Annotated in this window: 28 protein-coding genes and 1 pseudogene; 3 read left to right on the top strand and 26 right to left on the bottom strand. The window is 68.5% G+C overall.

What is annotated here, in order from left to right; all coding sequences use genetic code 11:
• Window position 1 precedes the first annotated feature (1 nt).
• From ACHMWU_RS01595 to ACHMWU_RS01585, 3 genes are read right to left on the bottom strand one after another with little or no spacing between them, the layout of a single operon-like run.
• Window positions 2-730: a hypothetical protein gene (locus tag ACHMWU_RS01595; RefSeq protein WP_396041390.1), complete on the bottom strand. Its 729-nt coding sequence runs from the start codon at window positions 728-730 to the stop codon at window positions 2-4.
• Window positions 727-2,127, bottom strand: coding sequence for an Ig-like domain repeat protein (locus ACHMWU_RS01590; RefSeq protein ID WP_396041389.1), 1,401 nt, complete (start codon window positions 2,125-2,127; stop codon window positions 727-729). Before ACHMWU_RS01590 ends, ACHMWU_RS01595 begins: the two co-directional genes overlap by 4 nt.
• A complete protein-coding gene (locus tag ACHMWU_RS01585; protein WP_396041388.1) occupies window positions 2,057-3,493 on the bottom strand; it encodes an integrin alpha in 1,437 nt (478 codons plus the stop codon). The genes ACHMWU_RS01590 and ACHMWU_RS01585 overlap by 71 nt, the downstream gene beginning before the upstream one ends.
• A gap of 215 nt (window positions 3,494-3,708) precedes the next feature.
• Here ACHMWU_RS01585 and rpsT point away from each other — a divergent pair, with 215 nt between their 5' ends.
• Window positions 3,709-3,969 carry a 30S ribosomal protein S20 gene (rpsT, locus tag ACHMWU_RS01580; protein WP_396041387.1) on the top strand — a complete coding sequence of 87 codons (261 nt, stop codon included), beginning with the start codon at window positions 3,709-3,711 and terminating at the stop codon, window positions 3,967-3,969.
• A gap of 48 nt (window positions 3,970-4,017) precedes the next feature.
• On the opposite strand, the gene ACHMWU_RS01575 is transcribed toward rpsT, so the two are convergent.
• From ACHMWU_RS01575 to ACHMWU_RS01520, 12 genes and pseudogenes are all read right to left on the bottom strand, one after another.
• The gene (locus ACHMWU_RS01575; protein ID WP_396041386.1) at window positions 4,018-5,163 is read right to left on the bottom strand and encodes a heparan-alpha-glucosaminide N-acetyltransferase domain-containing protein; all 1,146 of its coding nucleotides are present in this window, start codon (window positions 5,161-5,163) and stop codon (window positions 4,018-4,020) included.
• On the bottom strand, window positions 5,163-6,134 hold the full coding sequence (holA, locus tag ACHMWU_RS01570; protein WP_396041385.1) for a DNA polymerase III subunit delta: 972 nt from the start codon (window positions 6,132-6,134) through the stop codon (window positions 5,163-5,165). The genes ACHMWU_RS01575 and holA overlap by 1 nt, the downstream gene beginning before the upstream one ends.
• Window positions 6,135-6,143: 9 nt before the next feature.
• On the bottom strand, window positions 6,144-6,479 hold the full coding sequence (locus tag ACHMWU_RS01565; RefSeq protein ID WP_396041384.1) for an SbcC/MukB-like Walker B domain-containing protein: 336 nt from the start codon (window positions 6,477-6,479) through the stop codon (window positions 6,144-6,146).
• The gene (locus ACHMWU_RS01560; protein ID WP_396041383.1) at window positions 6,367-8,643 is read right to left on the bottom strand and encodes a hypothetical protein; all 2,277 of its coding nucleotides are present in this window, start codon (window positions 8,641-8,643) and stop codon (window positions 6,367-6,369) included. The genes ACHMWU_RS01565 and ACHMWU_RS01560 overlap by 113 nt, the downstream gene beginning before the upstream one ends.
• Window positions 8,541-9,116, bottom strand: coding sequence for an AAA family ATPase (locus tag ACHMWU_RS01555; RefSeq protein WP_396041382.1), 576 nt, complete (start codon window positions 9,114-9,116; stop codon window positions 8,541-8,543). The genes ACHMWU_RS01560 and ACHMWU_RS01555 overlap by 103 nt, the downstream gene beginning before the upstream one ends.
• Window positions 9,113-9,928 (bottom strand): exonuclease SbcCD subunit D, encoded by an 816-nt coding sequence (locus tag ACHMWU_RS01550; protein ID WP_396041381.1) that lies wholly within the window; start codon window positions 9,926-9,928, stop codon window positions 9,113-9,115. Before ACHMWU_RS01550 ends, ACHMWU_RS01555 begins: the two co-directional genes overlap by 4 nt.
• Window positions 9,831-10,280, bottom strand: coding sequence for an exonuclease SbcCD subunit D (locus ACHMWU_RS01545; RefSeq protein ID WP_396041380.1), 450 nt, complete (start codon window positions 10,278-10,280; stop codon window positions 9,831-9,833). Before ACHMWU_RS01545 ends, ACHMWU_RS01550 begins: the two co-directional genes overlap by 98 nt.
• Window positions 10,281-10,385: 105 nt before the next feature.
• On the bottom strand, window positions 10,386-11,966 hold the full coding sequence (locus tag ACHMWU_RS01540; protein ID WP_396041379.1) for a ComEC/Rec2 family competence protein: 1,581 nt from the start codon (window positions 11,964-11,966) through the stop codon (window positions 10,386-10,388).
• Between the two features lie 16 nt (window positions 11,967-11,982).
• Entirely contained in the window at window positions 11,983-12,519 is a 537-nt protein-coding gene (locus tag ACHMWU_RS01535) for a hypothetical protein (RefSeq protein ID WP_396041378.1), read from the bottom strand.
• 14 nt (window positions 12,520-12,533) lie between these two features.
• The gene (locus ACHMWU_RS01530; RefSeq protein ID WP_396041377.1) at window positions 12,534-13,283 is read right to left on the bottom strand and encodes a helix-hairpin-helix domain-containing protein; all 750 of its coding nucleotides are present in this window, start codon (window positions 13,281-13,283) and stop codon (window positions 12,534-12,536) included.
• A gap of 31 nt (window positions 13,284-13,314) precedes the next feature.
• Window positions 13,315-13,953: a DegV family protein gene (locus ACHMWU_RS01525; protein ID WP_396041376.1), complete on the bottom strand. Its 639-nt coding sequence runs from the start codon at window positions 13,951-13,953 to the stop codon at window positions 13,315-13,317.
• Window positions 13,954-14,029: 76 nt separating this feature from the next.
• A pseudogene (locus ACHMWU_RS01520) lies at window positions 14,030-14,230 on the bottom strand (DegV family protein); the annotation flags it as partial.
• A 35-nt stretch (window positions 14,231-14,265) separates the two neighbouring features.
• Here ACHMWU_RS01520 and ACHMWU_RS01515 point away from each other — a divergent pair.
• On the top strand, window positions 14,266-14,523 hold the full coding sequence (locus ACHMWU_RS01515) for a hypothetical protein (RefSeq protein ID WP_396041375.1): 258 nt from the start codon (window positions 14,266-14,268) through the stop codon (window positions 14,521-14,523).
• On the opposite strand, the gene ACHMWU_RS01510 is transcribed toward ACHMWU_RS01515, so the two are convergent.
• The 10 genes from ACHMWU_RS01510 to ACHMWU_RS01465 form a co-directional block, all read right to left on the bottom strand.
• Complete coding sequence (locus tag ACHMWU_RS01510) at window positions 14,518-14,688, bottom strand: hypothetical protein (RefSeq protein WP_396041374.1); 171 nt, start codon at window positions 14,686-14,688, stop codon at window positions 14,518-14,520. The two genes, ACHMWU_RS01515 and ACHMWU_RS01510, sit on opposite strands and share 6 nt — an antisense overlap.
• Entirely contained in the window at window positions 14,685-15,173 is a 489-nt protein-coding gene (locus tag ACHMWU_RS01505) for a hypothetical protein (protein ID WP_396041373.1), read from the bottom strand. Before ACHMWU_RS01505 ends, ACHMWU_RS01510 begins: the two co-directional genes overlap by 4 nt.
• A gap of 132 nt (window positions 15,174-15,305) precedes the next feature.
• The gene (locus ACHMWU_RS01500) at window positions 15,306-16,187 is read right to left on the bottom strand and encodes a hypothetical protein (RefSeq protein WP_396041372.1); all 882 of its coding nucleotides are present in this window, start codon (window positions 16,185-16,187) and stop codon (window positions 15,306-15,308) included.
• Window positions 16,079-17,104, bottom strand: a complete 1,026-nt coding sequence (locus ACHMWU_RS01495) for a class I tRNA ligase family protein (protein WP_396041371.1) — start codon at window positions 17,102-17,104, stop codon at window positions 16,079-16,081. The genes ACHMWU_RS01500 and ACHMWU_RS01495 overlap by 109 nt, the downstream gene beginning before the upstream one ends.
• Entirely contained in the window at window positions 17,101-17,328 is a 228-nt protein-coding gene (locus ACHMWU_RS01490) for a hypothetical protein (protein ID WP_396041370.1), read from the bottom strand. The genes ACHMWU_RS01495 and ACHMWU_RS01490 overlap by 4 nt, the downstream gene beginning before the upstream one ends.
• A 59-nt stretch (window positions 17,329-17,387) precedes the next feature.
• Window positions 17,388-19,085, bottom strand: a complete 1,698-nt coding sequence (locus ACHMWU_RS01485) for a sodium:solute symporter family protein (RefSeq protein WP_396041369.1) — start codon at window positions 19,083-19,085, stop codon at window positions 17,388-17,390.
• 118 nt (window positions 19,086-19,203) lie between these two features.
• Window positions 19,204-19,563 (bottom strand): SIP domain-containing protein, encoded by a 360-nt coding sequence (locus tag ACHMWU_RS01480; protein ID WP_396041368.1) that lies wholly within the window; start codon window positions 19,561-19,563, stop codon window positions 19,204-19,206.
• Window positions 19,564-19,621: 58 nt separating this feature from the next.
• Window positions 19,622-20,113 carry a Dps family protein gene (locus tag ACHMWU_RS01475; RefSeq protein WP_396041367.1) on the bottom strand — a complete coding sequence of 164 codons (492 nt, stop codon included), beginning with the start codon at window positions 20,111-20,113 and terminating at the stop codon, window positions 19,622-19,624.
• Window positions 20,114-20,219: 106 nt separating this feature from the next.
• Window positions 20,220-20,894, bottom strand: coding sequence for a potassium channel family protein (locus ACHMWU_RS01470; protein ID WP_396041366.1), 675 nt, complete (start codon window positions 20,892-20,894; stop codon window positions 20,220-20,222).
• Window positions 20,887-22,242, bottom strand: coding sequence for a TrkH family potassium uptake protein (locus ACHMWU_RS01465; RefSeq protein ID WP_396041365.1), 1,356 nt, complete (start codon window positions 22,240-22,242; stop codon window positions 20,887-20,889). The genes ACHMWU_RS01470 and ACHMWU_RS01465 overlap by 8 nt, the downstream gene beginning before the upstream one ends.
• A gap of 53 nt (window positions 22,243-22,295) precedes the next feature.
• On the opposite strand from ACHMWU_RS01465, the gene ACHMWU_RS01460 reads away from it, so the two are divergent.
• Window positions 22,296-24,104: a CDP-glycerol glycerophosphotransferase family protein gene (locus tag ACHMWU_RS01460; protein ID WP_396041364.1), complete on the top strand. Its 1,809-nt coding sequence runs from the start codon at window positions 22,296-22,298 to the stop codon at window positions 24,102-24,104.
• Here the strand turns inward: ACHMWU_RS01460 and ACHMWU_RS01455 are convergent.
• On the bottom strand, window positions 24,091-24,504 hold the full coding sequence (locus tag ACHMWU_RS01455) for a hypothetical protein (protein ID WP_396041363.1): 414 nt from the start codon (window positions 24,502-24,504) through the stop codon (window positions 24,091-24,093). The genes ACHMWU_RS01460 and ACHMWU_RS01455 overlap by 14 nt on opposite strands.
• Window positions 24,505-24,656: the final 152 nt, after the last annotated feature.

The following is a 24,656-nucleotide window of genomic DNA, read 5'->3' as shown; positions in this document are numbered from 1 at the left end:
CTCAGACACGTACCCGAACGGGACACCTCGGCTCTTGCTGGAGTCCTCGTCGATGAAGTCGGTGACCCAGTCGTAGATGTCCGACGTCGCCGGATCGTCGCCGTGCTCGTGACCGTACGTGCACGACTTGCCCGTGGCGGGATCGATGTCGGTTGCCGGATGCCAGGTCGGGGTAGAGCTTGCCGTCCGGCCCGACGACGCTGTACGTGCGGTGCAGCGACGCCGGGCAGGTGTCGAAGGCGGTCGGTGTCCAGTTGCGATCTGTGTAGGCCTTCGACAGCGCCGGTCCCGGCGGGGTCGTCGGGACGGTCGGCGTCGGCACCGTCGGAGTCGGCTTGGGCGCGGCCGAGCGCTTCAGCGTCAGCCCGACCGAACGGGTCGAGATCTTCTTCGGCGCCTTTTCCGCGATCCGCACCGTCGACGCCTTCTTGCCACCCCGTGGGATCGCCGAGAACTGCGCCGCCGTCAGCGTCACGGAGTACGTCTTGGACTTCTTGGACGCCACGGCGTAGGTCTTCTTCGCCGAGCTCTTGCCGGCGACCCTCAGCTGCAGCGTGCCCCGGCACGTCTTGGAAGAGATGCAACGCACGGCGACCTTGGCGATCCGCTTCTCGGAGACCGTGATGCTGCTGGCCGAGAGCTTCAGTGCCGGGTTCGCCTTGGCCTGCGCCGTGCCGGGGACGGCCAGCATCCCCAGCACGAGGCCCCCCGTGAGCAGACCGCGGATCACTTCTGCACCACCTTGCGAGTCTTCGAGACGGCCTTGGCCACAGTTCCCGAGCCGATGTAGACCACCGAGATCTTCTTGGTGCCCTTCGAGCTGAACTTCGAGAGCCTGTAGCGCGCCTTGCCGCCCTTCAGGGTCAACGTCTTGACGACCTTGGACCCGACCTTGACCTGGACCTTCCCGGTCGGGACGACACCCTTCGCGGCGACCTTGACGGCCACCGTCAGGCGCTGGTTGCGCTTGAGCGTGCTGCGCGACCGGGTGAAGCTGACCTTGCCCGAGGCCTTGGCCACGACGACCGAGATGTTGCGCTCGGCGCCGCGGTTCTTCGAGTCGCCGCTGTAGGCGAGCGTCAGCGTGTGCGATCCCGGTGCGAGCGCCGTAGCGCCCAGCCGGATGTCGTACTCGCCGTACTGGAGCGACGACCGACCCAGCACGATGCTGCCCCTGCGGACTTCGACCGTGCCGGTGGCGGTGTCGTCGCCGCCACGGATCTCACCAGCGAAGGCGCCCCCGGCAGTGCCGTAGGTCAGTCGCGGGGTGGCCGACGGCTTGATGACCGCATTTGATCCGACGACGAGAGTCTGCGCGCCGGAGGTCGACCCTGCGAGCACCGCCGTGCCGCTGTACTCGGCCGTCACCTCAGGCTCCGACCGCGAGGACCAGGTCGTGGTGCAGACCGCGTCGCCACCACTCAGCGCGACGGCCTTGCATCCCGTGATCGCCTCCCCGTCGCTCAGGAACTTGACCGTGCCGGCGTCCACAGCCGCAGCGCCAGCGTCGGAGACCGAGGCACGCAGCTGGACCAGCTGGCCGGGCTTGGGATCGTTGAGCGACGACTGCAGAGCCGTCGTGGTCGCCGTCTTGACGACGGCGAAGCCGGCTTCGGCGTCAGACGACTGGAGCCTGGACGAGCCGTCGTACTGCGCGACGACCTGACCGCTGACCTCGTCGGCGAAGGCAGCTGTGCAGCTCGCTGAGCCAGCGACGAGCGGTAGTGCGGAGCATCCGTCGATCGCGGTACCCGCCAGCGTGAACGACACCGTGCCCTCGGCGAGCGGAGTCTGGTCGCCGATCTGCTTGGTCACGTTCGCGGTGAACGTCGCATCCTGGGTCGGGGCGACCGATGCCGGGCCGGCGACCGTCGTCGTGGTGACGAGCTTGCCCAGCAGGGCGATCGTGAGCTCGCCGTTCTGCGAGGTGGTGCCCCGCGCCGCCATGTCGGCGCCGACCACCAGGTCACGCGCACCATTGCCGTCGAAGTCGCCGATGAGTCCGACCTGACGACCGAATCGGTCGCCGGCCTTCTGCCCGTCGATGCGGTAGCCGTCAGCCTCGGTCAGCGCCGAGAAGCTCCTGGACCGCCCCGGTGGTCCGGCCGTGCACGACGTACGTCGCACCCGCGCCACTCATCGTCGTCGCGGTGTTGGCCGGGTTGACCGGGTCGTAGCCGTAGGCGCCGATCGCGAAGTCGGGCACGCCGTCGTCGTTGACGTCGCCGATGCCGGCGACGGAGTAGCCGGTCGCGTCGGCTGCGACGGCGCCGTTGATCCAGTAGCCACGACGGGTCGGAGTCGGGCAGGTGCCGGCAGGCTCGCCGGTTGGGCAGGTGAAGACTGCCTGCCCGTTGGCGGCGAGCGGGTCGGTGTAGACCGTGGCAGTCGACGCCGATCCGAGAACCACGGCGGCCCCGCCGTTGCGGGTTCCGGTGGCCGCGTTGGCCACGCCGTCGGCACCGATCAGCAGATCGGCCAGTCCGTCGCCGTTGACGTCTCCGGCCGCCGACACCGAGATGCCGATGCGGTCACGCTGACGTTGGGGCCCGAAGACCTTGAAGCCTTTCTCGTCCAGCGTGAGCAGGTCGATGTTTCCGGTGGTGCCACCGAACACGACGTAGGCCGCTCCGGGCACCGCCAGCGACGATCCCCACGGGGTCGAGGTGTACGAGCCGAGCACGAAGTCGTCGATGCCGTCGCCGTTGACGTCACCGGCCTTCGCGACCGAACCGACCCGCTCGTCGGCCAGAGCACCGTCGAGCGACAGCAGCACCTCGCCGGCGGCCGGGGTGCTGACGTTGACGTCGGAGATGTCATCGCGTCCGGCGATGACCCACACCTTGCCGTTGTTGTTGCGGCCGCGGGTGTCAGCGACGATGGCCGACAAGGCGAAGTCGTCGAGGCCGTCGTTGTTGATGTCACCGACAGCGCCCATGGAGTAGCCCAGGTTCCCGCGGTCGGTGCTCGACGTGAAGTCCTCCTTGACGATGAAGCCGCGGTCGCCGATCGCGTCCAGGCTCAATCCCGTGAACTGCTCGGCGCCGAAGATCACGAACGCACGGTTGTTGACGTAGTCGCCGATGCCGATGTCGTCGAGCCCGTCGCCGTTGACGTCACCGAGGCAACCGACAGAGATGGCGACTGAGTCATTGGCCTTGTAGCCGTCGATTCGCACGGCGCCAGCGGAGGTGGGGTCGGCGAGGTCACCTCCACGCGCGTCCGCTCCCCCGAGCAGCACGTAGGCGGCACCGACATTGGCCGTCGCGCCCTTGTCCCAGAACCAGGCACCCACGACGGCGTCATCTGCTCCATCGCCGTTGACGTCGCAGACGCCGTTGCTGATCGCGCTGCCCGTTGCACTCGAGGGGTCTCCGGTGAAGCGCAGCAGCTCGGCCGGTCCTCCTGTCTCGGGGCTGGACACGGCTTGGGCGGGCAGGGCTGTCACACTGAGCGCGAGCGCCAGTGACAGGAACAGTGGTGACCGTTTCACGGGGGAATCCTTCTCGATACTGAGGGTTGCCTTAATAAGGCAAGGTTTACCTTAGGTCACATCATCGCGGACGCTCACCCTCCCCCTCCGTCTGCCGATTTGAGGCGACGGGCAGGAGGCTGATAGAGTTGGTCGTCGCGTGCCCCGGCATGTCCCCGGCACGTCCATTGACTTTTCATCACCCAAGTTCCACTCGAGAGAAACAGGTTTGCCCCGTGGCGAATATCAAGTCGCAGATCAAGCGCAACCGTCAGAACGAGCTCGCCCGCGAGCGCAACAAGTCCGTTCGTTCGGCACTGAAGACGGCTATCCGTCGTTTCGACGAGGCTGCTGAGGCTGGCAACACCGACGAGGCCAAGGCCCTCGCGTCCGAGGCCAACCGCAAGCTCGACAAGGCTGCGACCAAGAAGGTCATCCACAAGAACCAGGCAGCCAACCGCAAGTCGGCTATTGCCAAGAAGGCCGCTGCGCTCTGACGTCAGCTGGCTGAAAAGAACGTCCCGGGCTCCATACGGGACGTTTTTTCATGTGTTGATGCGGTCACGAGCACGCGTCGACCACGCCGTCACACTGAGCCAACGCACGGCCGACTCCAGCGGGCCGCGCCCGACCAGACGCTGCCACAGCAACGCGAACCCGCACAGCACCACGACCTGCGTGAGCCAGCTCCCGTAGCCCATCTCGGCCATCTCGAGATCGAGACGCCAGGTCCACAGCACGTGCACCGTGTACAACGTCAGCGTCATGGCACCCGCCGCACGAAGCGGCGCGAGCAGCCGGCTGACCGAGGTCAACCGCAGCACGAGCGCACACAGACCGATCACGACCAGCGCCGAGCCGATCGCGCTGAGGACGTTGAGCGGTCGCGAGGTGTGCTCCCCCACGAGCCAGAGCTCGCGCCACGACGCCGAGTCGTATGGATAGGGCGTGCGCGTGACCAGCAGCGGCCAGCCGCTCTGCGCTCCCCCGCTGGCAGCCCAGTCGTCGAACACTCCCTGGGCGATCGCGATCCAGCCGATGCCCAACGACGCCACGAGCATCACGGCACCGGCGGCAACAAGCGACACGGACGTCCGCAGCGCAGTCAGGTCGAGCCGCCCGACAGCCAGCCCGACCAAGACGTAGGCGAACCAGACCAGTGCCGGGTAGGCACCCCACACGACGAGCCGAGCAACCAGCGACCACGGCGGCAGCAGGTCAGCCGTCGAGGCCTGCTCAGAGATAACCGGCCCGTGGTGGATCTGCAACCACAGCAGGGCAAGCGGCGCGATGACGGCCCAGACCACACCAAGCGTCCCGAGTACCCACGTGGGCAGCCCCCGGAAGGGCAACGCCACGACGATCATCAGGCCGTAGAACGCCAGGATGACGTACACCGGCATGTCGTCGAGCGAGCCGAGCACGAGACCCAGGACGATCAGGACGGCCGCCCGGATGCACGTCGCACGCACCGACCCAGCGCCGCGGGGGTCTCGACGGTGCACCAGCGACAGCGCCACACCGGCCAGCATCGCAAACAGCGGAGCGGCACGCCCACCGGCAACGACATCACCCCACGGAGGATGGCCCCCGGTCCACACTGGCCCGAGGTGGACCAGCATCATGCCGATCAGCGCGACACCGCGCGCCAGATCGACCGCGTCGATGCGTGACGTGGCGCCGGACGTCATCAGCGCCGTCGTTGAGCAGCTACCTGCAGCACCATGCGCTCGACTGCGAACGCCGGATCGGCGGCCCCGCCCTTGACGTCGAGATCGGCTTGAGCGACGGCCGCGATGGCAGCGGCCAGACCTGCAGGCTCCCATCCTCTGAGCTGCGCACGCAGGGTACGGATCTTGAACGGCGGGACCCCGATGTGCCCGGCGAGCTCGTTGTCACGCATGCTGCCGGGGGCGCTGGACAGCTTGGCCAAGGAGCGTAGACCCGTCGCCAGGGCGCTGGTGATCAGCACCGGTGCGACCTTGGCGGTCTCGGCCCAGCGCGCCTGCTCGAGCGCCACGTTGATGCGACCGTCGATCGTGGCATCGGCGATCTCGTAGCCGCGGACATCAGCTCGTCCCCCGAAGTACTGGCGCACGAGCGAGGCCGAGATCGTCGTGCCCTTCTCGAGATTGGCAACCAGCTGGTCAGCTGCCCCTGCCAGAGCGCGAAGATCTTGGCCGACGGCGGCGACCAGCAACGAGGCAGCGTCTTCGTCGATGCCAGCACCTAGGCTGCGCACCTCGTTGTAGACCCACTGCGCGAAGTCACGTTCATACTTGGGCTGCTCGACCTTGACCTCGGTGACCGAGGGGGTCTTGCGCAGCTTGTCGAGCAGGCCCTTGCCCTTCTGCCCTCCGCTGTGCACCAGGATGACCGCGACATCAGGCGACGGCTCGGCGACATAGGCCAGCAGCTCGCTCTGGGCGGCATCGGGCAGGTCTTGCAGCTCGGTCAGCACCAGTGCGCTGGCATCGCTGAACAGCGACGGGCTGGTCAATCCCGCCAGCTCGCCAGGCTGCAGCCCCGAGGAGGTCGACGTGGCGATCTCGACCTCGGGCTGCTCGGCCGTCACGACCTTGATGGCCTTGAGCCGCGTACGGTCGGCCAGGAACTCGGCATTGCCGGTGATGAGAAGGATCTTGCCGAATGCCGAGGCCACAGGCTCAGCCTAGACCTTGACCGTGAGCGTCGAGGAGCCGTCGTCCTGGCGGCGGACCTCGATGCGATCGACGACCCTCAGCTTGAGGTCTTCGACGTGGCTCACGATGCCGATGACCCGGCCACCGCGGGCCAACGCTGTGAGCTCTGACATCACGTCGTCGAGGGTCTGCGGGTCGAGGGAGCCAAATCCCTCGTCGACGAACAGTGTGCCGATCTCGATGCCACCGGCCTCACCCGTGACGACGTCGGCCAGGCCGAGCGCCAAGCACAACGAGACGTAGAACGTCTCGCCACCTGACAGAGTGCGGGGTTCGCGCTCTTGTCCGGTCTCGGTGTCGAGCACCGCGAGCGCGAGGCCGGTGCGTCGTCCGCGGGCACCGCGCTCCTTCTCGTCGGTCGCGCGCCTGGCAACGGCCGTCGGACATCGGACCCAGTCGCGCGTTGGCCGCGGCCACCACGTCTTCGAAGCGGCGCATCAGCACGTAGGTGCCGAGGGTCAGACTCTTGAGATTGGCTCTGGACGTGCCGTCGGCGATCTCAGCCATTCGGATCACCGCCGTAGCATCGGCACTCACGCTGTCGAGCGCCTGCTGAGCCGCAGACAGGGCCTCGCGTCGTTGATCGACCTTGACGGCTCGGGCCTGCGCGGTGCCCGCTGTGGCCGCAGCGAGCCGATCGGCTGCCTGCGCCTGGACTGCGGCTTCGCGAGCCTCGTCGAGACCTGGATCTTCTTCGCCTGTCAGCGCGACGATCTCGGTCGAGGCGAGGCCGGCTTCGACCACCGCGACCTGCTGCTGGTGCTGTGACACGAGCCGTTGCAGATGATCGGCCCGATCGGTCGGAAGCGTTGCCGCGCGAACCTCGTCTACGGACGCGAAGTCGTGCTCGGCCAGCTGGCGGTCGAGCTCTTCGGCGGCTGCTTCGAGCCGTTCGGCAGCATCCTGCTGATCACGCATCGTCGAGGCATACCGTTGAACCCGTCGGCGCTCGGCGCCGAGCTGCTCGACGAGCTGGGCCAAGGTCTCGGCCTCGTCGCCGAGCTGCGCCGCAAGGTGCGCACGATCATTGGCCAAGGCCGTCGTCAGCAGGGTCAGCTGCGCCGTGGCCTGCGACAGATCGGCCGTGGCCCGACCCCGTTGGCGCTCGTCATCGAGCTCGGCCGCCTCGAGCTTCGTGAGCTCTTTGTCGAGCTCATCGACCCGATCTGCTGCCAGCTTGATGCTGCCGAGGACTGCGAGTGCATCATCGTGCACCTCTTGGGCGCCGTCGACCGACAGCCCTCCGGCGACTTCACGCGCCGCCGCCACTTCGGCGTCAAGTCGATCGACGACCGAACGAGCCGCCACCACGTCGGCCTCAGCTTTCTTGGCTGCCACGTCTGCGGCTTCGATCGACTCGTCGTCAGGGTGATCTTCGGCGCGCTCGGCGGGCCTCGGGTGCTCTGTCGCGCCGCACACGGTGCAGGGCGATCCGTCGACGAGATCGCTGGCCAGCTCGCCGGCCATCCCTTGCAGGCGGCGAAGTGGTCCCGGTGTGCGTTTCGACGGCCCCCTGCGCGATGCCGCTGAGCTCGACCAGGGTCGCGCTGGCTGTCGCGAGATGGACCTGCTTGTCGGCGGCGACGATCGCGTTCTTGAGAGCGAGAGCCGGCTGTCGACGGCGGTCTGGGCAGCACCGAGACCTGCGACGAGGCTGAGCTGTTCGGTGCGCGCGTCCTGCAAGGCCTCACGCAGCATCGGGCGCTCGGTGATCCGCTTGTCGATCTCCTCGATCTGCACCTCGATCGACGCGACCTTCTCGTCAAGCCGATCGATCTGTCGATCACGGGGGGCGAAGCCTGCCTCCATGGTCTGGAAGGAGTCGAGATGCGCGAGCCTGCTGCCCAAGGCCTCGTCCCGTTCGGTGCACTCGGACGCCGACAGCGTGAGGCCGAGCGCCGATCTGGCTTCGTCGTGCGCCGTCGTCGCGCGTTCTGCCGCAACGGCTGCCACGTCGTGCGCCCTCACGGAGCCGGTCACGACGGCAGCGCGCTGGCCACCCTTCAGCTCTTCAGCGGCGGCCAGGACCTCTGCCTGCTGCTCGGCCAGCTCGCTGTGCTGTGTCAGGAGAGCCGTGCGGCGCTGCAGGGCACGATCGAGCTTTTCGGCCTCGGCCAGCAACTTCTCGGCTTCGCTCCGCTCGGCGGAGGTCTGCTGCGCTGCCTGGGCCGCCGTCGCGGCCTCGATCTGGGCCGCCGCGAGGATCTCACCGACCAGCTCGTCGTCGACCAGCCCGTCGAGCGTCAGCAGGCCGTCGGTCTCGACATCGGCGGCACTGGCGAGCACTGCGACGGCCTGACGAACTTCGTGACGCGCAGTCTCCGTGCGGGCATTCGCGTCGCGTCGCAGCTCGACGAGCGTCTTGGTCATCTGCTCGTAGATCTCGGTGCGGAAGATCGTCTGCAGCAGGGCTTTGCGGTCTTCGCCGTTGGAGCGCAGGAATCTGGCGAACTCGCCTTGCGGCAGCACGACCGTCTGCAGGAACTGGTCCTTGCGCAGTCCGACGACTCGACGATCTCGTGGCCGACCTCTTGGGTCGAGGTGGAGATGGGCACACCGGCGTCGGGCGCGTCGACGTCGGTCACGCGGCTGAGAGTCACCGCTTCGTTCTGGGTCGTGGTGCCCTCACCACGGCGCTTCGGACGTTGGTGTGCTGGCGAACGCCGTACCCGGTACACGCCGGAGTCGACCTCGAAGACCAGGTCGACGAACGGCTCGACACCCCGCTCGGCATGGTGGGAGTGCAGGCGCTCCTTGCTGGCCGACTCGCCCGCCAGATCGCCGTAGAGCGCGAACACGATCGCGTCGATGATCGTCGACTTGCCCGCACCCGTGGGGCCTTCGAGCAAGAACAGCCCTGACTGTCCCAACGCGGCCAAGTCAATTGTGTGCGCGCCGGCGAAAGGTCCGATGGCCTGCAACGACAGCGTGTAGAGCTTCATCGCGCGGCCTGCGCCTTCGCCTGCACGGCGTCATAGGCCTGCTGGATGACGTCGACCTCTGCCTCGGTGGCAGGCGTCGCGGTGACGAAGTCGACGAACTGCGTCGCCACATCGGTCGGGGCCATCGCCTCGGTCACGACAGGGGCCGCACCGACCCGCACGACGTCGAGTGGCTCGTGCGTCAGCTGAAGCACGTGCTCGAACCGTTCGCGCACCCTGGCGTGCATCTCGGCCGGGTAGGACGGATCGGTCACGATGATCTTGAGCCAGTCGTCGAGGTGCTGGTCGGTCTCGGCTGACAGGACGTGCGCGAGCTCTCCGCGGATCTCGGTCAGCCGCCGTGGCACCGGCGCCTCGATCAACGTCGTGACCGGTGGCTCATCGACTGTGAGCTCGACCAGCACCGTCGACTTGCGGTGCGACTTCTCGGAGAACGAGTAGGCCAGGGGCGAGCCGCAGTAGCGCGCGACGGTGGTCGAACCTGGAACGCTGACCTGCTGCGGGCCATGCAGGTGCCCGAGAGCGACATAGTCGACGCCGTCGAAGACCCCGGAAGGCACCGAGTCGACTCCCCCGACGCTCAGATCGCGTTCGCTGTCGGACGGCAGCCCACCGACGACGAAGGCATGGGCCATGACGACCGCCCGCACGCCGTCACGCTGGTCGAGATCGGCGCGGATGCGCTGCATCGCTGCGGTCAGCACACCTTCGTGGCTACGTGCGGGCCACGACTCGGGATCGTCGGCCAGCGCGGCCCGGGCGGTCTCGGGGTCGAGGTAGGGGATGCCGTACGACCGCGACCGTGGTGTCACCGTCGTCGAGCAGGACCGGATCGTGCAGGTCAGCGATCGAGGCCAGGATGCGGATGCTGTCGCGCATGAGCCCGGCGCCGAAGCCGAGCCGCACCGCCGAGTCGTGATTGCCCGGTGTGATGATGACGGTCGTGAGCGCGCTGAGTCGCGCCAAGGCGTCGTCGAAGACTCGCACGGTGTCGACGGCGGGGATGGCCCGGTCGTACACGTCGCCACTGATCAGCACCGCGTCGATCGCCCGCGCCGAGACCTCGGCGACCAGGTGGTCGACGAAGGCGCGCTGGTGCTCGTGCATGTCGACGCCGTGCAGCGTGCGGCCCAGGTGCCAGTCGGAGGTGTGCAGAATCTTCATCTCTTCAACCGTATGGCCCGGCACCGACAGGATCGGGTCACCGGTCAGCGTGTCACGACGATCAGTCGAGACTCACGCTCGACGAGGGCGATGTCGCCGTCGGTGTCAGTGCGCCACCACCGCACCTGCTGCGCGCGCAGCAGGCTGAGCGCGGCAGCGGCAGGATGGCCGTAGTCGTTGTCTCGCCCTGCGCTGATCGTCGCGATCTGCGCGTCGACCGCCTCGAAGAAGCGCTCGGACTGCTGTCCGCTGCCGTGGTGCGGCATCTTCAGCACGTTCGGCCCGCAGATCGACCCCCGAACGCAGCAAGGCGTCCTGCGCGTCCGGCTCGATGTCGCCGGTCAGGAGCATTCGCAGGCCACGCACCTCGACCAGCAGCACGACGCTCGCATCGTTGGCCCCCGCCGGTGGCTGGTCGGCCGGTGGCCACAGGACCCGTGCTGCGACGGCTCCGACAGTGAACGACTCCCCCGCGCTGACGACGTGCCGGGGAGCGCCGGGCGGAGCTGGACCGCCTGACGCACCGACGGCGACCTGGTCCACCCTGCGACCGCTGCGTACTCCTGGCCAGCCGTCGACGTGATCGGCGTGCGCATGGGTGAACACCATGAGCCGCACGCGGTCGACGCCCAGTCGGTCGAGACACCGGTCGACCGCCGCGCCATCCGGGCCGGCATCCACGACCACGGCCGTCCCGTCACCCGCGTTCAGGACCGTTGAGTCGCCCTGCCCCACATCGCACGCGACCATGACCCAGCCGGCCGGCGGCCAGCCCACCTGAGGTGGCCGCCAGATGCCCACGACGAGCCCCAGCACGAGTCCCGTGAACACGACCGGATGCGACGACAGCCGGACGACGAGCCAGGTGAGCAGCGGCACCACGACCAGGAGCACCTGCCACGGCGCGTGCCACTGGAGCGAGGCGCCGTCGAGCCCGGCCGCCCGGTGCCCCACCGTCAAGATCCAGCTCGTGCTGACTCCGGCGACCGTGCCGAACAGCTGTGCCGCAGGCACCCACACGAGCGCGACGAGACCTCCGGCCAGACCAGCGATCGTCGCCGGGGCGACCGCAGGAGCGGCCAGCAGGTTCGCGAGCACCGCGACCAGCGACACCTCTCCCGACAGAGCAGCGATGACGGGAGTGCAGACCAGCTGTGCGGCCAGAGGAACTGCGATCGCGAGCGCGGCCCACCGCGGCAACCACTCCTGCAGCCGCCCCGCCACGACCGGCGCCAGCAGCAGGATCCCGCCGGTCGCGGCCGCGGACAGGATGAAGCCCGGCATCCGCGACAACCAGGGGTCGACGAACAGCAGGCCGATGACGGCCCAGGCCAGCGCCCTCACTCCCCCGCGTGACCCGAAGCCGAGGGCAGCGACGCCGACGGCCCCCATCGCGGCCGCGCGCACGACGCTCGGATCGGGACGGGCCAGCAGGACGAAGGCCACGATCGACACGGCACCCGCCAGCACGAGCCACCGCCGACCGAGGCCGGCCGCGCGGGCCAGCGCCAGCACGACGCCCAGCACGATCGTCAGGTTCGTGCCGGAGACCGCCATCAGGTGCGTCAGGCCGCTGCGCCGGAAGTCTTCCTCGACGGACTCGCTGATGCGCGAGTCGTCGCCGTCGACGAGCGCCGGGACCAAGGCGCGAGGCTCGTCGTCCAGGTGCCCGACTGCCTCTCTCACGCCGTGACGCACCCGTTCAGAGCCCTCCCACCACCAGGCCGCACGCTCGGCGGGCCCGCGACGCTGGACGTGGACCACGGCCGCCTCGCCGGGTCGGTCCGACGGCGCGATGCGGCCCTTGACGACGAGCCGGCGTCCGACGACCAGGCCGTCCGCCTCGCCCGGGATGAACGCCGTGGCCCGATCGTGCAGCCGGACGTCTGTGCCCGAGGCCGTGAGTCGTCGGACCCGCAGCTCGACGATGACGCTCTGCCGACCGAAAGCTCACGAACGTCCGCGCGTCGCGCAGCACCTCGACGTCCATCGTCACGAGCCGGTGCTGGGCAGCGAGCGCGGACAGCGGTGAGTGCTCCACCATCGTGAGTCGCCAGCCGCAGGACGTGGCGACAGCAGCCAGGCACACCGCGGCGAGGGCCACCGGTCTGGCGACCCGCCACCGCAACAGGGCAGCGGCGGTCACGGCTGCCACCAGACCCACCGCCACGGCCAGACGTCCGCTGCCCGTGACGAGCCCTGCCGTCGCCGCCCAGACCAGCACGGCGGCGGGGACCATCCGCAGGTCGTGGTTCACACGATGACGAGATCGCGCAGCTCGGCGAGGGTCGCCTCGCCGATGCCCTTGACGTCGAGCAGGTCGTCGACCGTGGCGAACCTGCCGTTGTCGTCACGCCAGGCCAGGATCGCCTGCGCCGTGACGGGTCCCACTCCGGGCAGCCCGTCGAGCTGCTCGGCCGTCGCGGTGTTGAGGTTGACCTTCGCAGGGGCGCTGGTCCCTCCGGATGCCTGCCCTCCGCCAGCGGCCTGGTCGTGACCCTCGACGGGCGCGATGCCGACGAGGATCTGCTCGCCGTCGGTGACCTCGCGAGCCAGGTTGATCGATGTCGTGTCGACCTTTCCCCTGAGGCCACCGGCTGCCTCGATCGCCTGATAGACCCGCGAGCCCTTCGGGAGGGTCACGATGCCGGGGCGCCTGACCTTGCCGGTGACGTCGACGACGAGCTCGACCGCGGCATCGGTGGGCGAGGTCGTCGTGGGCGACGTCGCGGGTGACACGCTGGCCGTCGGATCGAGCACGAGCGGCGCCCCGGCCTCGCTGGACTGAGGTCGTGCCGACAGCAGCCACCAGACCAGCAACACGCAGGCCGCCACCGCTACCGCGGCGACGGCTCGCACGTACGGGATCTCGGACTTGTGTCGTGGCGGGGCCGGCTCGTCATCGTCAGCCTCGGGCAGCTGGCTGTCGAAGGACGCCGCCAGCTGGGCGAGCCGACGGCGAGCGACGTCGGCACGAGTCTCGTCGGGTTCTGCGGCCTTCATCCCTCGACGGTAGGCGCGCTGCCTGCGAACGTCAGGCCACCTGATGCTTCCCTGTGGACAAACCACCGGGGCCGTGGACCGGTGGACAACCAGTCATCAGCAGCGCGGGCGTGATCGCCACCGAGATCGTGCCCGGGCCGACATGGGCGCCGATCGCGGCACCGACCTCGTCGACCGGGATGCTGTCGCGGCCAAGAGCCGTTGCCAGGCGCTCGGCGACCTGCGTCGCGGTGTCGAGGCTCGCGAGATGCTGCACGCCGATGTCGTAGCCGTCCGGGCAGTCGAGGGCGGCCTCGAGCGTCAGCGCCTCCAGACGGGCGAGCGCCTTGGCCTTGGTGCGGACGCGGTCGAGCGGCGCGACGATGCCGTCGGTGATCGTCAGGATCGGCTTGACCGCGAGCGCCGAGCCGATCAGGGCCGCGGCCGAGCCGACCCGTCCACCGCGCTTGAGGTACTCGAGCGTGTCGACGTAGATCAGCACCGTCGACGCCTCACCTGCACGGCGCGCCGCATCAGCCGCGTCCGCGACGTCGTGCCCGGCATCGCGGGCCTGCGCCGCCCGGCCGGCAGCGAAGCCCGTGGCGATGCCGACCTGGGTCGAGTCGACGCAGGTCACCGGAACCGGCGACTGCTTGGCGGCCAGCAAGGCCGAGTCGAGGGTGCCGGACATCTTGGCGCTCAGGGTGGACCGAGACGATCTCGTCGGCGCCCTCGGCGGCCAGCCGCTCGTAGACGGCCAAGAAGTCTTCAGGCGTCGGGCGAGACGTGCTGACCGGCGTGAACGTGCCCAGCGCCGCGGCGATCTGGTCGGCGCTGATGTCGACACCCTCGGTGAACACGTCGGCCCCGACGATGACCTGCAGGGGAACGACCGTGATGTCCTCGCGCTCGGCGTCGGCAGGATCCAACGACGACGTCGAGTCCGTCACGATCGCGATCCGAGGCATGCAGCGATGCTATCGGCTCTGGCCCCTGTTGGGCGGTGCGAAACTCAGACGACGATGCTGACCAGCTCGGCGCCTTCACGATGACCTTGCGGATGTCGCGACCGTCGATCGACTTGACGACGTTGGGCTCGGCCAGCGCGAGCGCCGTCAGCTCGTCGTCGGAGATGTCGGGGCTGACCTCGAGCTCGCCGCGCACCTTGCCCAGCACCTGCACGACGCACGTGACCGAGGATGCCGCCAGGTGCGCCGGATCGGCGACCGGGAATCCTTCGCGGATCAGCGAGCCCTCATGACCCAGGCGTCCCCACAGCTTCGGCGATGTGCGGAGCAACCGGTGCGAGCATCGGGACGAGCGGCTCGACCGCCGCGCGGCTGCTGACGCCGGCCTTGGTCAGGTGGTTGGTCGGCTCGATGAGGCTTGGCGATCGCGGTGTTGAAGCGCAGATGCTCCATGTCACCGCGCACGCCCTCGATCGTGGTGTGCAGGACGTGCAGGGTCGCCGCGTCGAGCGGACTCGTCGACCAGCAGGTCTCCAGACTCCTCGTCGACCAGCAGACGCCACACCCGCTGCAGGAAGCGCTGCGAACCGACGACGGCACGTGTCTCCCAAGGGCGGGACACGTCGAGCGGTCCCATCGACATCTCGTAGACCCGGAACGTGTCGGCGCCGTAGGCGTCGTACATCTCGTCGGGGGTGACGATGTTCTTCAGGCTCTTGCCCATCTTGCCGTACTCACGGTTGACGACCTGGTCGCCCAGGAAGTACTCGCCGTCGCGCTCGACGACTTCGTCGGCCGGGACGTAGGTGCCCCGGTCATCGGTGTAGGCATAGGCCTGGATGTAGCCCTGGTTGAACAGCCGGTGGAACGGCTCCTCGCTCGAGACGTGCCCGAGGTCGAACATGACCTTGTGCCAGAAGCGCGCGTACAGCAGGTGCAGCACAGCGTGCTCGACGCCACCGACGTACAGGTCGACGCCACCGGTCTCGCCGGGCTTCTTCGGGCCGAGCCAGTACTTCTCGTTCTCGGGGTCGGTGATGACGTCGGCGTTGTGCGGATCGGTGTAGCGCAGCCGTTACCACGACGATCCGGCCCAGTTGGGCATCGTGTTGGTCTCGCGCCGGTACTTCTTGGGACCGTCGCCGAGGTCGAGGGTCACGTGCACCCACTCGTCGGCGCGGGCCAGCGGCGGCTCGGGCTCGCTGTGCACGTCGTCGGGCTCGTACGTCTTGGGCGAGTAGTCGGGGACGTCGGGCAGGTCGACGGGGAGCATCGACTCGGGGATCGCGATGGGCTGGTCGAGCTCGTCGTAGACGATCGGGAACGGCTCGCCCCAGTAGCGCTGGCGGCTGAACAGCCAGTCGCGCAGACGGTACGTCGTGGTGCCCTCGCCGGCGCCGTGCTGCTGCAGCCACGTGATGACGGCGGCCTTGGCGTCGCTGATGCCCAGGCCGTTGATGTCGAGGTCGCCGTGCGCGGAGTTGATCGCCGGCCCCTCACCGGGATAGGCGCCCTCGGCACCGGCCGGCGGCTCGACGGTGCGGATGATCGGCAGACCGTATGCCTCGGCGAAGTCCCAGTCGCGCTGGTCGCCGCCGGGGACGGCCATGATCGCGCCGGTGCCGTAGCCCGTCAGGACGTAGTCGGCGATGAAGACCGGGACCTGCTCGCCGTTGACCGGGTTGGTCGCGTACGTGCCGGTGAAGACGCCGGTCTTGTCGCGGTTCTCCTGACGTTCGAGGTCGGTCTTGGCCGCTGCCATGGCCCGGTAGGCCGACACGGCCTCGGCCGGGCTCTGTGCACCGTTGGTCCAGGCCCGCGACGTGCCCTCGGGCCACTCTGCCGCGGTCAGCGTGTCGACCAGCTCGTGCTCAGGCGCCAGGACTGCGTAGGTGGCACCGAACAGCGTGTCGGGACGGGTCGTGAAGACCTCGAACGACGTCGAGGCCGACGGCACCTGGAACACGACGCGCGCACCGTGCGAGCGGCCGATCCAGTTGCGCTGCATGTTCTTGACCGACTCGGCCAGTCGACGCGCTCGAGGTCGTCGATCAGCCGGTCGGAGTAGGCCGTGATCCGCATCTTCCACTGGCGCAGGTTGCGGGTGAAGACCGGGAAGTTGCCGCGTTCGCTGCGGCCTTCGGCCGTGACCTCTTCATTGGCCAGCACGGTGCCGAGTCCGGGGCACCAGTTGACCGGCGACTCGTCGACGTACGCCAGGCGGACCGAGTCGATCAGGATGCGACGCTCGATCGGCCCCAGCTCAGACCAGGCTGCGCCGTCGGGGGCGGTGCGCTGGCCGGCCTCGTACTCCGCGCGCAGCTCGCTGATGGGACGCGCCTTGCCCTGCTCCTCGTCGTACCAGGACTCGAAGATCTGCACGAAGATCCACTGGGTCCACTTGACGTAGTCGGGATCGATCGTGGCGAAGCTGCGCCGCGAGTCGTGCGCGAGGCCGAGACGTCGCAGCTGGCGGCGCATGTTGGCGATGTTGGCCAGCGTGTTGGTGCGGGGGTGCTCGCCGGTCTGCACCGCGTGGATCTCGGCGGGCAGGCCGAACGCGTCGTAGCCCAGCGCGTGCAGCACGTTGTCGCCCTGCATGCGGCGGTAGCGGCCGACGACGTCGGTGGCGATGTAGCCCAGGGGGTGACCGACGTGCAGCCCGGCGCCGGACGGGTACGGGAACATGTCCATGATGAAGAACTTCTCGCCGAGACCTGGACCGTCTGGCGAGGCATCGGCGAGGTCACCTACCGGGTTCGGCGCCTCGAAGGTTCCTTCGGCGTCCCAGCGGTCCTGCCACCGGCGCTCGATCTCCCCCGCGAGGTCGCTGGTGTAACGGTAGGAGGCAGTCGTTGCATCAGGCGTGCTCACTGGCGAAATATTACCGGTCGGGTCCCTCGTCGGTCTCCACCGGAACGACAACCGGTCGCCACCGGGCCCACACCGCGAACGCGACGGCCACTGCTCAGCATCCCCGCGCCACCCCACAGGTTGATGTTGAGACCGTCCCCGCGGGCAAGCTCTTCGTCGCTGGCGTTGAACACGCCGAGCAGGACCAAGATCACACCGTAGGCCGCGAGCAGCCCAGCGATCACGAAGCGGATGTCGAACAGGCCGGCCTTCTTGCGGGGTGCGGACTGGGCATGACGGACTCCTATCGGAACAGCAGGTTGAGGGCGAGGACCATGACCAGGGCGATCCCGGCGAGCCGCGTCGGCGACTGGTACCAGGGCAGCGTCGCCTGCTCTGGGTCGGTGCGGTCCTCCTTGGGCGTCAGGGAGTACACGAGGCCTGCCAGCTCCTTGTCGGGCTTGGGCCGGGTCATCAGGCTCACGGCGACGCTGACCACGATGTCGACGACGAAGGCGGCTCCGGCCGCCGCGAAGCTCGCGCCCTGCCCCTTGAGATCGAGCCAGCCGAGACTCGCACTGCCGAAGGCGTCCTCGCTGAGGAAGGCCACCGCGACCGCCGCAGCGGTGCCGGCGACGAGCCCGGTCCAGCCGGCAGTCGCCGTCATCCGCTTCCAGAACATGCCGAGGATGAATGTCGCGAAAAGCGGCGCGTTGAAGAAGCCGAAGAGGGTCTGCAGGTAGTTCATCAGGTTGTCGTAGTTCGACGCGAAGTACGCCGTGCCGATCGCGATGACGGTCGCGGCCACGGTCGCGATCCGACCGACCAGCGTGTAGTAGCCGTCGGGCTTGTCCTTCTTGACGTACTGCTGCCACAGGTCGTACGAGAACACTGTGTTGAACGCCGAGATGTTGGCCGCCATGCCGGCCATGAACGAGGCGAGCAGGCCCGCGATCGCGATGCCGAGCATGCCGTTGGGCAGCAGGTCGCGCATCAGCAGCAGGATCGCGTCGTTGTAGGTCGCTCCCCCGGTGTCTCCGTCGCCAGACTTCAGGCTCGTGATCTCGGGGATGATGATCGCCGCGATCATGCCGGGGATGATGACGATGAACGGGATGAACATCTTGGGGAACGCGCCAAGGATCGGGGCCCGTCTGGCCGATGACAGCGAGTCCGAGGCCATCGCTCGCTGCACCTCGACGAAGTTGGTGGTCCAGTAGCCGAACGAGAGCACGAAGCCGAGTCCGAAGACGATGCCGATCGTCGACATCAGCGGATCGGAGATGCCGGTCAGATCGGTGCCCGGCCATGACGACAGCTGCTCAGGTCCTGGCTGGATCTTGTCGGTGATGCCCTGCCACCCGCCGACCTTGTGCAGTGCCACGACCGTCAGCGGGGTCAGCGCTGCCACGATGATGAAGAACTGCAGCACCTCGTTGTAGATCGCGGCCGACAGCCCGCCCAGGGTGATGTAGCTGAGGACGATCGCCGCGGCCACGATCAGCGAGACCCACAGCGGCCAGCCGAGCAGCCGGTTGACGATCGTGGCGAGCAGGTACAGGTTGATGCCAGCGATCAGCAGCTGGGCGACCGAGAAGCTGATCGCGTTGACCAGGTGGGCGCCGGTGCCGAAGCGCCGCCGCATGAACTCGGGCACGCTGCGCACGCCGGAGCCGTAGTAGAACGGCATCATCACGATGCCGAGGAACAGCATCGCCGGAACGGCACCGATCCAGAAGTAGTGGAACGTCGCAACGCCGAACTCGGCGCCGTTGGCCGACATGCCCATGATCTCGACGGCACCGAGATTCGCCGAGATGAATGCCAGCCCGGTCACCCAGGCCGGGAGTGAGCGGCCGGACAAGAAGAAGTCGATGCTCGACGACACCTGCCTGCGGGCCAGCACCCCGATGCCGAGCACCACCACGAAGTACAGCGCGATGATCGTGTAGTCGAAGACGTCCGCGTCGAGCCGGAACGTGTTGTCAGCCGCCTGGAGCACCGAGATCCCCCCATTCGCAGGAGTTTCGGCCCCCCGGCCGGCTCCATCGAGGGACGTTACTCCCGCCCAGCCCCCTCCGCATGTCGGGCGAGTGCACGAGCTCGGCACTCCGACCGGGTCAGAGCCTTTCGGCCAGCCCGATGATCGCGGAGCAGCTCAGGTCGACGCCCTGGCCGACCCAGATGGAGACGGAACGGCGCTCGTCCGGTTCGTCGGGAATCCACTCCTCGACCCAGGCCGCCGCGGCTCGGCCGACGGCGATGCCACGGCCCTGGGGCGACCGCTCGAGGCGGTGGACCGTCACGCGTGGCGGCGCGGCGAGCACGGGCAGCTGCTCGTCGGTGCCGACCTCGATCAGCACCTGCCCGTACGCGTCGGGCGGCAGCCACGCCAGCGCCGTCACGATGCCGGGCAGATCAGCCACGTCGCCGGCGATGAACGCGTGCTCGGTGGGCTGGCGGCGACGGTGGGATCTCACCCGCCAAGAGTAGAGGGTTGCCTTACCTTACTCAAGTGCGGGGCGCGACATGGCGCACTCAGGCGGCGATGTGTGCCTGCAGGAACCAGCGGTCCTTGGTGAGACCGCGCTCGATCTCGATCGCGACGTCCTGGCTGCTCAGGTCGATGTCATCGAGACCGGTGATGGCAGCGCGGACCGTGACCAGGGCCGCGTCGATCTGGCCGACGACGGCCGCTGCGGTGTCCTGCCAGGACTGGAAGCCGTCGGGCAGCGCCGGAAGGGTCGCCTGCGCGGCCACCGTCTGGAGGCGCGCGTCGACCGGCAGGCCCAGCGCGACGACACGCTCGGCAGCCGTGTCGGCGTAGTCCTGCGCATGGGCGACGACCTGGTCGAGCGTCTCGTGGACACCGACGAAGCTGCCGCCGCGGACGTGCCAGTGCGCCTGCTTGCCGTTGACGACGAGCGCCTCTAGGTCACGGACGACAGGGCTCAGGAACTGGGCCACGCCGGCGGCGATCTCAGACGTCGTGGCGAGGGCGGACGGGGTCTGTGCGTGAACGGAAGTCATGACTCCACCATGCCCAATTTTCAGGGCGGTCACAACGAAGAGGAGGCTGACCTCACGGTGGTGAGCCTAGCCTTGGGACCACCGCTCACAGGCAGCTCAGCCTTCTTCAGGACAGCGCGCAGAAGGCCTCGACCTTGGTCGTGGGACCCGAGACGATGACCTCGTCGCCGGCATAGACCGACGTCGTCGCCTGCGCGTACGTGAAGTCTGAGCCGCGCGACTTGATCGCCACGATCGTGACCCCGTAGTCGGCGCGCAGCTTGGCTTCCTGCAGCGTCTTGCCGACGGCCCGCGAGGGCGCCTTGGTGCGGGCGATCGCGAAGCCTTCGTCGAACTCGATGAAGTCGGTCATGGTGCCCGTCACCATGTGCGCGACGCGCTTGCCCATCTGCGACTCCGGCCGGATGACCTGAGTCGCGCCGACCCGCTCGAGGATCGCCGCGTGCTTGCCGCTGATCGCCTTGGCCCAGACCTCCTTGACGCCGAGGTCGAGCAGACCCAGCACCGTCAGGACACTGGCCTCGATGTCGGTGCCGATGCCGACGACCGCGATGCCGAACTGCTCGGCACCGATCTGGCGCAGGGCCTCGGTGTCGGTCGTGTCGGCGGCGACGACGTGCGTGAAGTCGCTGGCGTACTTCTGCACGATGTCGGCACGTTCGTCGACGGCCAGGACTTCATGTCCCAGCTGCACGAGCGAACGGGCCACGGCCGTGCCGAAACGCCCCAGACCGAGCACGATGACCGGTGGGGTCGGAGAGGTGTTGCGGTCCTTAGCCAATGATCGGTTGCTCCTCGGGAAGGTGGTACCGCGGCATCCTACGCCGCAGCACCAGTGCACCTGCGACTGCGATGGTGCCGACACGCCCCAGGAACATCAGGACGATGATGACGACCTGCGCGTCCGGCGGCAGGTCGGGGGTGATCCCGGTGCTGAGTCCGACCGTCGCGAATGCCGACGTGCACTCGAACAGCACCTGCTCGAAGTCGAAGTCGGTCATCAGCATCACGATGAACGTCGTCGTGGTCACGAGCATCACCGCGAGCAGGGCGATCGTGATTGCCGTGCGGGCGACCCGGGAGCTGATCGACCGTGCGCCGACCGCGATCTCGGGGTCGCCGCGCAGCTCGGCCCAGATGACGTAGGCCAGCAGCAGGAACGTCGTGATCTTGATACCGCCGGCGGTGCTCGCGCTGCCACCGCCGATGAACATCAAGATGATGCCCATGTTGAGCGTCTCGGGACGGACCTCTCCCCAGTCGAAGGAGTTGAGTCCTCCCGACCGGGGCATGATGCCGCCCTCGATTCCCGTCACGATCTTGTGCCAGAACCCCGAGCCGCCGAGGGTCGCCGGGTTGCTCCACTCCAGCAGCAGGAAGGCCAGGGCGCCGACGACCAGCAGCCCGATCGATCCCCACACCGTCAACCGGGTGTGGATCGTCCACCGCGACGGCGTGCGCCATCCGGAGAACAGCTCGGCGAGCACCGGGAAGCCCACTGCACCGACGAACACCGCGAACGAGATCGGCAGGATGATCAGCCCGTCTCCCGCATACTTGCCGATGCTGTCGCTGTTGAGCGAGAAGCCCGCGTTGTTGAACGCCATGACGGCGTCGAAGACTCCGTGCCACAGCGCCGTCGGCAGGTCGTCGAAGTAGTGGGTCCGGTAGCGGATCGTCAGGATCAGCGCCGTGACGCTCTGGAAGAACAGCATCGTCACCGCGACACGTTTGAACAGCGGACGAACCTCGCCGATGTTGACGATGTGCATGTCGGCCTGGGCGACCATGCGCGTCCGGAGGCCGAGCCGGCCACCGATGAACAGGCCGAGGACCGTCGCGAGGGCGATGATGCCGAGGCCGCCGATCTCGACGAGCGCCAGCATGATGCCCTGGCCGGCGGGCGTCCAGTACGTCGCGGTGTCGACCGTCGCGAGCCCCGTCACGGTGACGGCCGACGCCGAGGTGAAGAACGCCGGCATGAACTCGGGGTTGTGGGCACCGGAGCGGGCGAACGGCAACAGCAGCAGCAGCGTGCCGATCAGGATCAGGGATAGGAACGTCAGCGGCAGCAACCGAACCGGGTGCGCGATCGAGGCGGGGATCCGCAGGCGTCCAGAGCGATGCACGCCACGACGCTACCGCAGGGACGGCCGAAGCGTGGCGTGATAATTTCGCGCCTATGGTCTCGCCCGCTCGCGCAGCTGCTGCTGCCCTGTCCCGGCTGGGCAAGACGCAGGAGCTTCGCGGCTTCGTCCTGTCTGTCGGGACCCTGTTCCTTGCGCTGGTCTGCGCCGTCCTCGAGCTCGAGATCGGCGCGCTGGTGCTGCTCGCGATCTCGGTGTGCGGCGAGCTCGTCGTTGAGCGCCGACCGTCCAGCGCCTCCCTCCTGCTGAACCAGGCCTCCTTCGGCGTGCCGATGCGGTTCGCGCTGCGAGTCATCGTCGGCCTGGTCGCCACCGAGCAGGTCGACAGCCGGGCCGCGTGGGGGGTGTTCGCTGCCATGGCCGTGATCTACACCCTCGTGCTGTGCGGACGCGCCCTGCACGAGGAGTACCGTCTCGTCGGTCCCCTGAAGCCCATGGAGACCCGCAACATCCCCGGCTCGCCGCGCATCGACGACGCCCCGCCGCGCCGCACCGTCGAGCTGTGGGCCACCCAGCTGATCGTGCTCGTGCCGGCGCTGCTCGGCTCGCCGTGGATCGCCGTCCTGCTGACGAGCCTCGTGGGCATCGCAGTGCTCGCGAGCGTCACGATCCCTGACGCGCAGGCGTCGTGGCGCATGCGTCAGCAGAAGCGGGCGACCGGGTTCACGGGGCCATTGCGTCAGATCCAGGACTTCCTCGACAGCTACCAGCCTGAGGTCGTCGTGCACCTGAGCGGGCCCGAGGCGGCCAGCTACCAGATCAACACCTGGCTCGAGAGCCTCGAAGCCCTCGACCGTCGGGTCTTCATCGTGCTGCGCGACCAGCCGCTGTTCAGCAAGGTCGCGTCGACCCCGATCCCGATCCTCGCGCTCAAGGATCCCGGCGAGCTGCTGATGCTCGACTTCTCGTCGGCCGGCATCGCGCTGTACCCGTCCAACACCGGCAACAACATCCACCTGCTGCGGCTGCCGACCCTGATGAGCGCGTTCATCGGCCACGGCGACAGCGACAAGAGCGCCTCCAACAACCCGTTCTCCCGGGCCTACGACGAGCTGTGGGTCGCCGGCGAGGCCGGCGCCGACCGCTACCGGCGTTCCGGACTCGGCATCCACGAGGACCAGTACCGTTTCGTCGGTCGTCCGCAGGTGCACGCCATCGCCCGGACTCCCCTGCTGGCCGACGAGGGCGTGCCCACCGTCCTCTACGCGCCGACCTGGGAGGGCGTCAACCTCGACCAGGAGTACTCGTCCGTCTCAGCGGTGGGGGTCAAGGTCGTCAAGGCGCTGCTCGCAGCGCAGCCGCCCATCAGGGTCGTGTTCAAGGCCCACCCGTTCACGGGACAGCGCGATGCCAAGTACCGCGCGGTGCTGCGCCAGATCGCGAACCTCCTCGACGACGCGTCCGCATCCACCGGCATCGACCATCGCGTCGTCAAGGGCGGACCCATCAACGAGTGGTTCAACCGCTCGGCTGCGCTCGTCACCGACATCTCCAGCGTCGTCAGCGACTTCCTGGCCAGCGAGAAGCCCTACGCGGTGTTCAACCACACCGACCTCGACGACGAGACGTTCCGCGCCGAGTACCCGTCGACGGGGGCCGGCACGACGATCGGGCGCGACGGCCGCGGCATCGCCGAGTTCATCGACCTGGTGACCCGAGCGGTGCCCGATCAGCAGGCGCCCGCTCGGGCAGCGCTGGCGACCTACCTGCTCGGGCCCCAGGAGGCCCGCACGCTTGCATCGTTCAGCGCCTCGATCGACGCCATGATCGCCCGCTCTGAGGCCGATCGGGCCGACTACCGCGACGGACACTCCACCAGCGAGATCCCCGTCACCGACGCGTGACGCCCTTTGCGTCATCGAGATCGTGGGCTCCAGACCTCGATCTGGATGACGCTGCGGCGCGCCGCTCGATCACCACGCTGGCCACAGCAACCACCATGGCGGCAACGAAGGTTCCGCCGGTGATCGCCTGTCCCAGGTTGATCGCCCGTTCGACCGCCAGCGACACCCCGGCCGGGGTGTCGGCGGCGTCGAACGACCAGAACCAGATCGAGAACGTCACCAGGCTGGCCACAGCGCAGGTTCCGGCCGAGCCGTAGGCAGCGACCCGCAAGAGGTCCCGATTGCGTCGAGGGGCTCGAAGAGTGCTGAGACGGGTCACGGCCGCCATGCCTGCCACGACCGCGATCGTGCCGGGGAACAGGACGACCAGGAGAAAGGTCAGGTCGAAGATCGCGGTCACCCGACCAGTCTGGACGTTCCCGGGGTCACGGCGGTAGCCCGGACCCAGCCATGGGGCCGAGCGCAGCGAAGGCCTGGCGCCCGGGCGCAGCCCGGCAGCGGCGAGGGACGAGCCGCTGGAGCGGTGAGGGACGAGCCGTGCGCCGCACGGTA

Origin of the sequence: Aeromicrobium sp. UC242_57 (assembly GCF_044452305.1) — a bacterium.
In the GTDB taxonomy this organism is placed as follows: Bacteria; Actinomycetota; Actinomycetes; order Propionibacteriales; family Nocardioidaceae; genus Aeromicrobium.
This window is presented reverse-complemented; position numbering and strand designations above follow the sequence as displayed.

Coding starts and splice junctions, on each gene's coding strand:
- ACHMWU_RS01575 (WP_396041386.1), bottom strand. CDS start 5,163: ATGACGTCCGGCGCCACGTCACGCATCGACGCGGTCGATCTGGCGCGC.
- ACHMWU_RS01555 (WP_396041382.1), bottom strand. CDS start 9,116: ATGAAGCTCTACACGCTGTCGTTGCAGGCCATCGGACCTTTCGCCGGC.
- ACHMWU_RS01545 (WP_396041380.1), bottom strand. CDS start 10,280: ATGAAGATTCTGCACACCTCCGACTGGCACCTGGGCCGCACGCTGCAC.
- ACHMWU_RS01535 (WP_396041378.1), bottom strand. CDS start 12,519: ATGGTCCCCGCCGCCGTGCTGGTCTGGGCGGCGACGGCAGGGCTCGTC.
- ACHMWU_RS01530 (WP_396041377.1), bottom strand. CDS start 13,283: ATGAAGGCCGCAGAACCCGACGAGACTCGTGCCGACGTCGCTCGCCGT.
- ACHMWU_RS01525 (WP_396041376.1), bottom strand. CDS start 13,953: ATGTCCGGCACCCTCGACTCGGCCTTGCTGGCCGCCAAGCAGTCGCCG.
- ACHMWU_RS01475 (WP_396041367.1), bottom strand. CDS start 20,113: ATGACTTCCGTTCACGCACAGACCCCGTCCGCCCTCGCCACGACGTCT.
- ACHMWU_RS01460 (WP_396041364.1), top strand. CDS start 22,296: ATGGTCTCGCCCGCTCGCGCAGCTGCTGCTGCCCTGTCCCGGCTGGGC.